Below are 10,402 nucleotides of genomic sequence, written 5' to 3' on the forward strand. Positions count from 1 at the left end.
GTCGACGCGAGGAATTCAAGTACAGCGGGCGCTACGACGGCGCCGATGCCTTGCGAATCTGCATCAAGTCTACGACTTCTTCGGCCGCTTCGGCCACGTCGCTGTTTACGACGCGGTAATCGAACTCGCCCTGGGCGGCCAATTCGAGCTTCGCGGTCTCCAGCCGGCGGGCTTGTTCGGCCGAATCCTCGGTGCCGCGCCCGATCAGGCGGCGCACCAGTTCGTCCCAGGTGGGTGGCAGCAGAAAGACCAGACGGGCCTCCGGCATCGCCCGGCGCACCGAGCGGGCACCCTGGATGTCGATCTCGAGCAGAACGCTGTTGCCGTCGGCGATGGCCGCCTCGACGGGGCCGCGCGGGGTGCCGTAGCGGTAGGCATTGTGCACGGTGGCATATTCCAGGAGTTCGCCGGCCTCGATCATCCGGTCGAACTCGGAGTCGTCGACGAAGAAGTAGCTGACGCCCTCGACCTCGCCGGCACGCGGGGCCCTGGTGGTCGCGGATACCGACAGGTGCACCTCGGGGTGGTGCTCACGAATGTGCGCGGCGACGGTTCCTTTGCCGACCGCGGTCGGTCCGGCGAGGACCACGAGCCTGGAGTCCGGCGCACCCCTGCGGGCGGTGGGCCGGGCGGCGAGGAAGTCGCGCAGCCGGTCGCGCTGGTGCTTGCCGAGGCCGCCCAGGCGCTTGGACGGCGAGATCTCGAGCCGGGTCATGATGCGCTGCATCTTGGTCACCCCGATTGCGGGGATGCTCACGAGAAGCTCGGTCACCCTCAGCCGGCCCTCCACGCCGTTCGGTTCCTTGACGGCGGCGGCGAGCACGTCGAGGGAGGTACGTTCACCGGCCGCGACCTGTGCTTTCACGGCTGCGCGGGCTCGTCGGGCTGCGACGGCGGCGCGGGAGGCCGCGACGCGGTCGACGTCGGGTGGGGTAGGGCGATTATCAGCCACGGGTCGCTCCAGCTTCGGTTGATCGGCGGGTTATCTCATCGGCCACACGGGCGGGACCGGCGGATAAAACGCTGCGCGATTCACTCACGATAACGCCTTGAGCGTATCCGCCAAACAAACCGGCCAGATCGGCGGGATTCGCACCCTGGTGGCCGAAGCCCGGGGCGAGCACCGGGGTGATGACCGGGGCGGCCGGGGCGTGGATGTCGATGCCGAAGTCGGCCAGTGAAACCGTGGCCCCGAGGACCACGCCGATCGACCCGAACGAGCCCGCCGGCACGAGGTCGGCGTTGATGGCGGCAACCTGGTCGAGCACCGACGCCGCCACGGAACGGCCCGCGTGGGCTCCGTCCGTGAGCACGGCCTGCTGCAGGTGGGCGGCCTCCGGATTGGAGGTCGCGGCGAGCAGGAACAGTCCCTTGTGATTGTCCGCGGCGAGGTCAACGGTGCTGTTCAGCGAGCCGACCCCCATGTACGGGTTCACGGTGATGGCGTCGACCTCGAGCGGAGAGCCCTGGCTCAGCCAGGCCTGGCCGTAGGCTTCGACACTGGTGCCCAGGTCGCCGCGTTTGACGTCGGCGATGACCAGGAGGCCCGCCGCCCGCGCGTCGGCGAGCACTCGTTCCAGTGCCAGGTAGCCGGCGGAGCCGAACCGCTCGTAGAACGCCACCTGGGGCTTGACGATGCCCACCCGTCCCGCGGCGGCGGCCACGACAGCCCGGCCGAAGCTTTCGGCCCCTGCGGCGGTGTCCGGCAGGCCCCAGTCGGTCAGCAACCAGGAGTGCGGGTCGATGCCGACGCAGAGCCGGCCGAATCGGGCGAAGGCACCGTGCAGACGTGCACCGAAGGCTTCGGCGCTGGCTACGGGTTCGGCTGGGATCTCTGCGCCGGCTGGAGTCACAGTGCCGCCGCCCGTTTCGCCGCGTACTCCTGCAGGCTGGTGACCTCGAAGCCGGTACGGATCGAGTCGATCGACGCGACGGCGGCGCTCAGCTCCGCGATGGTGGTGAACAGGGGCAGGTCGCCGGCGACGGCGGCGGCGCGGATCTCGTAGCCGTCGGCGCGTGCGGTGCGACCGTTCGGTGTGTTGATCACGATCTGCACCTCCTCGCGCCGGATCAGGTCGACGACGGTGTCCACGGACTCATCGGCCTTTTCGCTGAACTTTGCCACCACTGTGGCCCCGATTCCGTTCCGCTGCAAAACTTCGGCGGTTCCCTCGGTGGCCATGATCGTGTATCCCAGCTGCGAGAGGCGCAGCATCGGCAGGATCACAGCGCGCTTGTCCCGGTCGGAGACCGACACGAAGACCGTTCCGGTGAGCGGGATTCCGCCGTAGGCGGCGAGCTGGCTTTTGGCGAACGCCCGCGGGAAGTCGCGGTCGATACCCATGACCTCTCCGGTGGAACGCATCTCCGGGCCGAGCACCGAGTCGACGATGAGGCCTTCCTTGGTGCGGAACCTGTTGAATGGCAGCACCGCTTCCTTCACGGCGACCGGCGAGTCCATCGGCACTCGGGAACCGTCGATCAGCGGCAGTTGGCCGTTGGCCTTGAGCTCGGCGATGGTGGTGCCGACCATGATCAGCGAGGCGGCCTTGGCCAGCGTGATACCGAGCGCCTTGGCGACGAACGGGACGGTGCGGGACGCGCGCGGGTTGGCTTCGAGCACGTAGAGCACCCCGGCGCCGATGGCGAACTGCACGTTCAGCAGTCCGCGCACGCCGATGCCCTGGGCGATGGCCAGGGTCGCGTCGCGGACCCTGTCGATCTCGGCGCGGCCGAGGGTGACCGGCGGCAGGGTGCAGCTGGAGTCACCGGAGTGCACGCCGGCCTCTTCGATGTGTTCCATCACGCCGCCGATGTAGAGCTCGTGGCCGTCGTAGATGGCGTCGACGTCGATCTCGATGGCGTCGTCGAGGAAGCGGTCCACCAGCAACGGGTGCGACGGGCCGATGATGCCCTGGCCTTGCATGCGTGTGAAGTAGTCGGCCAGGGAGGCACTGTCGTAGATGATCTCCATGCCGCGGCCGCCGAGCACGTAGCTGGGGCGCACGAGCACCGGGTAGCCGATCTCCTCGGCCACGACGACGGCGCCGCTGTAGTCGGTGGCCACCCCGTTGCGGGGCGCGAGCAGGCCGGCGTCGGCGAGGATGCCGCTGAACAGGCCACGTTCCTCGGCCAGGTCGATCGCCGTCGGGGAGGTGCCCAGGATCGGGATGCCTGCGGCTTCCAGTCCCTTGGCCAGGCCCAGCGCGGTCTGGCCGCCGAGCTGCACGACCACGCCGACGAGTTCGCCGCTCTGGCTTTCGGCGTGGATGATCTCCAGCACGTCTTCCAGGGTGAGCGGCTCGAAGTAGAGCCTGTCGCTGGTGTCGTAGTCGGTGGAGACCGTCTCCGGGTTGCAGTTGATCATGATGGTTTCGTAACCGGCCTCGGAGAGGGCGAACGAGGCGTGCACGCAGGAGTAGTCGAACTCGACGCCCTGGCCGATCCGGTTCGGGCCGGACCCGAGGATGACGACCTTCCTGCGGTCGGACGGGACGACCTCGGTCTCCTGGTCGTAGCTCGAGTAGTGGTACGGGGTGAGGGCGGGGAATTCGCCGGCGCAGGTGTCGACGGTCTTGAACACCGGGCGTACGCCGAGGATGTGCCGGACCTTGCGCACATCCGCTTCGCCGAAGCCGCGGAGCTCGCCGATCTGGGCGTCGGAGAAGCCGTGGTCCTTGGCGGTGCGCAAGATCTCGGTGTCGAGGGTGTCCGAGGCGGCGACGGCATCGGCGATCTCGTTGATGAGCACGATCTGGTCGAGGAACCACGGGTCGATCTTGGTGGCTGCGAAGAGCTGCTCGATGGTGGCGCCCTTGCGCAGCGCTTGCTGCACGGTGACGATGCGGCCGTCGGTGGGAACCTCGGCGATTTCGAGGAGCTCCTCGACCGTGCGGGTCTCCGCACCCCAGTGGAAGGAGGAGCCGCGCTTTTCGAGCGAGCGGAGCGCCTTCTGCAGGGCTGAGGCGTAGTTGCGGCCGATGGCCATGGCCTCACCGACCGACTTCATGGTGGTGGTCAGGCGCTGGTCGGCCTTGGGGAATTTCTCGAACGCGAACCTGGGCACCTTGACGACGACGTAGTCCAGGGTGGGTTCGAAGCTGGCCGGGGTCACCTTGGTGATGTCGTTGGGGATCTCGTCGAGGCGGTAGCCGAGGGCCAGCTTCGCGGCGATCTTGGCGATCGGGAATCCGGTGGCCTTGCTGGCCAGTGCCGAGGAGCGGGACACCCGCGGGTTCATCTCGATCACGATGATGCGGCCGTTGGCCGGGTCGATGGCGAACTGGATGTTGCAGCCGCCGGTGTCGACGCCGACGGCGCGGATGATGTCGATGCCGATGTCGCGCAGCTTCTGGTACTCGCGGTCGGTGAGGGTGAGCGCCGGCGCGACGGTGATGGAGTCGCCGGTGTGCACGCCGACGGGGTCGACGTTTTCGATCGAGCAGACGACCACCGTGTTGTCGGCGGTGTCGCGCATCATCTCGAGCTCGTATTCCTTCCAGCCGAGGATGGACTCCTCCAGGAGCACCTCGGTGGTCGGGCTCTGGTGCAGGCCGTCGCCGACGATGCGGCGGAGCTCGGCTTCGGTGTACGCGAAGCCGGAGCCCAGGCCGCCCATGGTGAAGGACGGGCGCACCACGAGTGGGTAGCCGAGGTCCTCGGCGAAGCCGACGGCCTCTTCCACGGTGTGCGCGATGTAGGACTTGGCTACGTCAGCGCCGGCGTCGAGCACCAGCTGCTTGAAGATCTGGCGGTCTTCACCCTTGTTGATCGCTTCGAAGCTGGCGCCGATGAGCTCGACGTTGTACTTGGTGAGGATCCCGCGCTCGTGCAGGGCGATGGCCGCGTTGAGGGCCGTCTGGCCGCCCAGGGTCGGCAGGATCGCATCCGGACGCTCCTTGGCGATGATGGTCTCGAGGATCTCCGGGGTGATCGGCTCGATGTACGTCGCGTCGGCGAAGTCGGGGTCGGTCATGATGGTGGCCGGGTTGGAGTTGACCAGGATGACCCGGACGCCCTCCTCGCGGAGGACCCGGCAGGCCTGGGTGCCCGAGTAGTCGAACTCGCAGGCCTGACCGATGACGATCGGGCCGCTTCCGATGACGAGGACGCTGTTGATATCGTCGCGCTTGGGCATTACTTGGCGTCTCCTGCTCCGGCGGCCGCGTGCGCGACCACCACATCCCTGAACCTGTCGAAAAGATAGTTGGCGTCGTGCGGGCCGGCCGCGGACTCCGGGTGGTACTGCACCGAGAAGGCCGGGATGTCCAGGCACCTGATGCCCTCGACGACCTGGTCGTTGAGGCTGTAGTGGCTGACCTCCACGCGGCCGAATCCGGTGGAGGATTCGCTGATGCCCTCGATGGGCATGTCCACGGCGAAGCCGTGGTTCTGCGAGGTGATCTCGACCCGGCCGGTGGCCTTGTCGAGCACCGGCTGGTTGATGCCGCGGTGGCCGAACGGCAGCTTGTAGGTGCCGAAGCCGAGGGCACGGCCCAGCAGCTGGTTGCCGAAGCAGATGCCGAAGTACGGCACGCCGGCGCGCATCACTTCCTGCAGCAGGGTCACGTGGGCGTCGCTGGCGGCGGGGTCACCGGGGCCGTTCGAGAAGAACAGGGCGGTCGGGTTCAGCGAGAGCACGTGCTCCGCGGTGATCGACTGCGGGAGCACCAGGACCTCGAAGCCGCGCTCGGCGAGGTAGTTGAGGGTAGAGGTCTTGACGCCGAGGTCAAGCACGGCGACAGAGCCGATGCGTTCGCCCTGCGCCGGAATCGAGTACGGCTCGACGGTGGAGACAGCGTCGGACAGGTTTCGGCCGCGCATGCTGGCCCCGCCGCGGACGAGTTCGAGCTGTTCGCCCTCGGAGAGCTCATAGCCGTCGCCGGAGAAGATGCCGCTGCGCATGGAACCGAGCGAGCGGATGTGCCGGGTGACGGCGCGGGTGTCGATGCCGCTGATGCCCACGACCCCGTTCGACTCGAGGTCGGCGTCGAGGGTGCGCTGGGAACGGAAGTTCGACGGTATTCTGGCGGGCTCGCGCACCACAAAACCGGAGACCCAGATGCGGGAGGATTCCATGTCGTCGTCGTTGGCGCCGGTGTTACCGATGTGCGGCGCGGTCATCAGCACGATCTGGCCGGCGTAGGAGGGGTCGGTGAGAGTCTCCTGGTAGCCGGTCATGCCGGTGGCGAAGACGATCTCGCCGAGGGTCTGGCCGAGGCTGCCGTAGGCGCGTCCCACGTATCGGCTGCCGTCTTCGAGGACGAGTACGGCCGGGGCCGGTGTGGTTGTTGGGTAGCTCACGGGCTACACCTCACTTTCTTCGGTGCCGAATTCTGTCTTGCCAGGTTCTGTCTTGCCAGGTTCTGTTGTGGCGGGTTCTGTCGTGCCGGGTTCTGTCGTGCCGGGTTCTGTCGTGCCGGGTTCTGCAGTGATGGATCTGATCGCTTCGGTGATGGCCCGCCGGTCGACGGGGTCGCTGAAACGGAAGTAGCTGTCGACACCGGTGGGGGTGTCGGGGTCCGTGGTGTCAACGCCGACAGAGTTCAGCCGCCAGCCGAGCAGCAGTAGGCCGCCGGGCTCGACCACCCGGTCGATGGCGACGGTGGCGTCGGCGACGAGCTGCACGGCATCCGCCGGGATGAACAGGGCGGGCGAGCCGGCGAGTTCGATCAGCACGCCCTTCTCGGTGACGGTCACGCCGCCGCGGGCACGGAAGCCGAGCCCGGGGATGTTCAGGCGTTCCAACGGTGTGTCGCGGGGGGTGGTGGCGACGTACAGGGCTGCGGCGGAGGCCAGTTCACGGCCGCGATCGGCGGGCTGCGGGTAGCCGGCGGGCAGCGCGGCATCCCGCTTGGTGCGCCGGCGCCAGGAGCGCAACATCAGGGCGAGGACGGCGAGGAGGACCAGCGCCGTGATGATCGTCGCGATCGTGCGGCTACTCATGGGCGCCCCGTACCAACCGACCCCGGGAGGCTTCGATCTGGGCCGTGCTCTGCAGCACGCCGTCGAGCACGGTGGCATAACCGCGGTGGAAGGTGGCCAGCACCTGGCCGGGCAGCGTCATCTGAAGGTAGGGAGAGTTGACGCCCTTACCGATCAGATTCTCACGGCCGAACACCCGGCGGGCGCTCGGGTCGTAGAGGGTGAGTTCGGCGGGGGCGCCGACAGTGAGCTGTTGGCCCTGACCCTGGATGCGCCCGATCCGGGCCGGGGTCGTCGACATCACCCTGACGAGGTCGCTCCAGCCGAGGAACCCGGTCTCCACCACGGCGGCGTGGGCCACCGACAGGGCGGATTCGAGGCCGACCATGCCGTTGGCGGCGGCGTCCCATTCACAGTCCTTGGACTCGACGGGGTGCGGGGCGTGGTCGGTGGCGATGATGTCGATGGTGCCGTCGGCCAGACCCTGGCGCAGGGCTTCGACGTCTTCGCGGCGGCGGAGCGGCGGGTTCACCTTGTAGCGGGCGTCGTAACCGGCCACGAGTTCCTCGGTGAGCAGCAGGTGGTGCGGGGTGACCTCCGCGGTCACATTGATGCCGCGGGCCTTGGCCCAACGCACCACGTCGACGGCACCGGCGGTGGAGAGGTGGCAGACGTGCAGGCGCGAACCCACGTGTTCGGCCAACAGTACGTCGCGGGCGATGATCGATTCCTCGGCGACGGCGGGCCAGCCGGTGAGGCCGAGCTCGCTGGAGAGGGCGCCCTCGTTCATCTGTGCGCCAACCGTGAGGCGCGGTTCCTGGGAGTGCTGGGCGACGACACCGTCGAAGGCCTTGACGTACTCGAGGGCCCGGCGCATCAGGAGCGGGTCGGAGACGCAGAAGCCGTCGTCGGAGAACACTCGCACATTGGCGCGGCTTGTGGCCATGGCGCCGAGTTCGGCGAGGCGTTCACCGGCCAGGCCGACGGTGACGGCACCGATCGGCTGCACGGTCACGTAGCCGGCGCTCTCCCCCAGCGCGAGCACCTGCTCGACGACGCCGGCGGTGTCCTGAACGGGTGAGGTGTTCGCCATGGCGAATACCGTGGTGAACCCTCCGATGGCTGCCGCCTGGCTGCCGGTGAGCACGGTTTCGCTCTGCTCGTAGCCGGGTTCGCGGAGGTGCGTGTGCAGGTCGACCAGGCCGGGCAGTGCGAGGAGCCCGTCGGCGTCGATCACGGTCGCGCCGGCATCCGACAGCTGGGTGCCGGTCGCGGTGATGACACCGTCGGCCAGCAGCAGGTCGGTGGTGGTTCCGTCGCTCAGCTGTGCTCCACGCACAAGGTAGCGTTCGCTCGACATTTCAGTGATCCTCTCGGTCGCCCGATAACAACAGGTACAGCGCGGCCATGCGCACTGATACCCCGTTTGCGACCTGTTCGCGCACGGTGGACCGGTCGGAGTCGGCCGCGGCGGAGGAGATCTCCAGGCCGCGATTCATCGGTCCGGGGTGCATGACAATGCTATGCGACGACAGCCGGGCGAATCGCTCGTCGTCCAGGCCCCAGCGGCGGGAGTACTCGCGGCTGTTCGGGAAGAACGCGGCGTTCATCCGCTCGGCCTGGATGCGCAGCATCATCACCACATCGGGACCGGCGTCGATGGCCGCGTCGAGGTCGTAGCCGATAGCGGCCGGCCAGGCCGACGTGTCGGCGGGCACCAGGGTGGGCGGTGCGATGAAGGTGACGTGTGCGCCGAGGGTGTTCAGCAGCCACAGGTTGGAGCGGGCGACCCTGGAGTGCAGGATGTCGCCGACGATGGTGACGGTGACGCCGTCGAGCCCGCGGCCTCGGGAGGCCCCATCGTGGAGGCGGCGGCGGATGGTGAATGCGTCGAGCAAGGCCTGGGTGGGATGTTCGTGGGTACCGTCGCCGGCGTTGATGATGCCGGCGTCGATCCAGCCGCTGCCGGCCAGCACCTGCGGGGCTCCTGACGCGGGGTGCCGGATGACGACGCCGTCAGCGCCCATGGCAGCGAGGGTCTGGGCGGTGTCCTTGAGGCTTTCGCCCTTGGAGACGCTGGAGCCCTTGGCGCTGAAGTTGATCACGTCGGCGCTGAGTCGCTTGGCGGCGGCCTCGAAGGAGATGCGGGTGCGGGTGGAGTCCTCGAAGAAGAGGTTCACCACGGTCTTGCCGCGCAGGGTCGGGAGTTTCTTGACCTCCCGGTTGGCCACATCGGCCATGTCTTCGGCGATGTCGAGCAGGCTGATGGCCTCGTCGCGGCTGAGCGCCTTGGTAGAGAGCAGGTGTCTCATGACTCCATTCCTCCCTCAATGCTGACGAACTCATCGCCGTCGACCTCGGTGACGTGCACGTTGATGCGTTCGTGCGTGGCGCTGGGCAGGTTCTTGCCCACGAAGTCGGCGCGGATCGGCAGCTCGCGGTGGCCGCGGTCCACCAGGACGGCCAGCCGCACGACGCTGGGGCGGCCGTGGTCGCCGAGGGCGTCCAGGGCGGCGCGGATGGTGCGGCCGGAGTAGAGCACGTCGTCGACCAGGACCACGGTGGCACCGTCGATGCTGCCCGGCACCTGGGTGGGCGCGGGGGTACGGGTGCGGGTGTGCGCGAGGTCGTCACGGTACATGGTCACGTCGAGAGAGCCGACGCGCACGGCGGCGGATGCCGGTTCGATGCGCTGGATGATCTCGGCTATCCGCTGGGCGAGGGCTACTCCCCTGGTGGGGATGCCCAGAATGACCAGGTTCTCGCTTCCACGATTGGACTCCAGGATCTCGTGCGAGATCCGAGTCAACGCTCGGGTGATGTCAGCCTGGGTGAGCACGGTGCGCTCCGTCAAACCGACCTCCTTTCCCGTCTCACAGGACGGCTCTTAAAGTAGGTCATTAGTACCTTTAGACCCTAGCATCCCCGTCCCGGAACCTTCTGCAGTGTCAGTGGTAGGTGAGACGATCTCATCATGAGTAACCCCGACCAGGCAGTACCGCCCGCTCCGGATGCTGACCACCGCTCTCCGGAGTCCGCGCCACCTGGCTCCACCCCCTCCCCTGTCGACCCGACCGCTTTCGGGCCGCACGTCCCCAACCCGGCCCTGGACGAGTTGGTCTGCTCGGAGCTGGCCCGCCGCACTGAGCTGATCGCGGTCGAGGCCCGCGCCATTGCGCAGGCGCAGGCCCGGCAGGCCGAGTTCCTCGTCGCCCTGCAGGGCTGGAGTGAGGACCCGCTCGTTTCCTCGCGCCTGCACGGCAACCCGGAGAGCATCCGGCTGGCCGACGTGAACGCGGCCACCCTGACCGAGGACCAAGCCCGCGCGGCCGCCCATAGCCGGTGGGAGGACCGGGACGTGGCCCGCCGCACGATTGTCAGTGAGACCGCCTGCCTGCTGCGCCTGTCCGAGCGCACCGTGGAGCACCTGATGGATCAGTCCCTCTGGCTCCTGGCCGCCCCGGCGACCTTCGAGGCC

The 10,402-nt window shown here is 68.2% G+C and carries 9 protein-coding genes; 1 reads left to right on the plus strand and 8 read right to left on the minus strand.

Annotation, left to right across the window (positions count from 1 at the left end):
* Positions 1–31: 31 nt before the first annotated feature.
* From gmk to pyrR, 8 genes are read right to left on the minus strand one after another with little or no spacing between them, the layout of a single operon-like run.
* Entirely contained in the window at positions 32–952 is a 921-nt protein-coding gene (gmk, locus tag E3T19_RS05325; protein ID WP_088456280.1) for a guanylate kinase, read from the minus strand.
* Positions 945–1,853, minus strand: coding sequence for an orotidine-5'-phosphate decarboxylase (pyrF, locus tag E3T19_RS05330; RefSeq protein WP_241980030.1), 909 nt, complete (start codon positions 1,851–1,853; stop codon positions 945–947). Before pyrF ends, gmk begins: the two co-directional genes overlap by 8 nt.
* Entirely contained in the window at positions 1,850–5,137 is a 3,288-nt protein-coding gene (gene carB / locus E3T19_RS05335; protein WP_088456281.1) for a carbamoyl-phosphate synthase large subunit, read from the minus strand. The genes pyrF and carB overlap by 4 nt, the downstream gene beginning before the upstream one ends.
* Positions 5,137–6,303, minus strand: a complete 1,167-nt coding sequence (gene carA, locus E3T19_RS05340) for a glutamine-hydrolyzing carbamoyl-phosphate synthase small subunit (protein ID WP_088456282.1) — start codon at positions 6,301–6,303, stop codon at positions 5,137–5,139. The genes carB and carA overlap by 1 nt, the downstream gene beginning before the upstream one ends.
* A 3-nt stretch (positions 6,304–6,306) precedes the next feature.
* The gene (locus E3T19_RS05345) at positions 6,307–6,945 is read right to left on the minus strand and encodes a hypothetical protein (RefSeq protein ID WP_134408258.1); all 639 of its coding nucleotides are present in this window, start codon (positions 6,943–6,945) and stop codon (positions 6,307–6,309) included.
* Complete coding sequence (locus E3T19_RS05350) at positions 6,938–8,284, minus strand: dihydroorotase (protein ID WP_134408259.1); 1,347 nt, start codon at positions 8,282–8,284, stop codon at positions 6,938–6,940. Before E3T19_RS05350 ends, E3T19_RS05345 begins: the two co-directional genes overlap by 8 nt.
* A 1-nt stretch (position 8,285) precedes the next feature.
* Positions 8,286–9,236: an aspartate carbamoyltransferase catalytic subunit gene (locus E3T19_RS05355; protein ID WP_088456285.1), complete on the minus strand. Its 951-nt coding sequence runs from the start codon at positions 9,234–9,236 to the stop codon at positions 8,286–8,288.
* Positions 9,233–9,778: a bifunctional pyr operon transcriptional regulator/uracil phosphoribosyltransferase PyrR gene (gene pyrR / locus E3T19_RS05360; protein WP_088456286.1), complete on the minus strand. Its 546-nt coding sequence runs from the start codon at positions 9,776–9,778 to the stop codon at positions 9,233–9,235. The genes E3T19_RS05355 and pyrR overlap by 4 nt, the downstream gene beginning before the upstream one ends.
* A gap of 120 nt (positions 9,779–9,898) precedes the next feature.
* On the opposite strand from pyrR, the gene E3T19_RS05365 reads away from it, so the two are divergent.
* Positions 9,899–10,402: hypothetical protein (locus E3T19_RS05365; protein ID WP_134408260.1), on the plus strand; the 504-nt coding region annotated here is incomplete at its 3' end.

The sequence above is a fragment of the Cryobacterium sp. TMT4-31 genome, from assembly GCF_004403385.1.
In the GTDB taxonomy this organism is placed as follows: Bacteria; Actinomycetota; Actinomycetes; order Actinomycetales; family Microbacteriaceae; genus Cryobacterium; species Cryobacterium zongtaii.

Bases quoted from the DNA above. Each gene is read 5' to 3' on its own strand.
- carB (WP_088456281.1), bottom strand. From the start codon at position 5,137: ATGCCCAAGCGCGACGATATCAACAGCGTCCTCGTCATCGGAAGCGGC.
- E3T19_RS05345 (WP_134408258.1), bottom strand. From the start codon at position 6,945: ATGAGTAGCCGCACGATCGCGACGATCATCACGGCGCTGGTCCTCCTC.
- E3T19_RS05350 (WP_134408259.1), bottom strand. From the start codon at position 8,284: ATGTCGAGCGAACGCTACCTTGTGCGTGGAGCACAGCTGAGCGACGGA.
- E3T19_RS05355 (WP_088456285.1), bottom strand. From the start codon at position 9,236: ATGAGACACCTGCTCTCTACCAAGGCGCTCAGCCGCGACGAGGCCATC.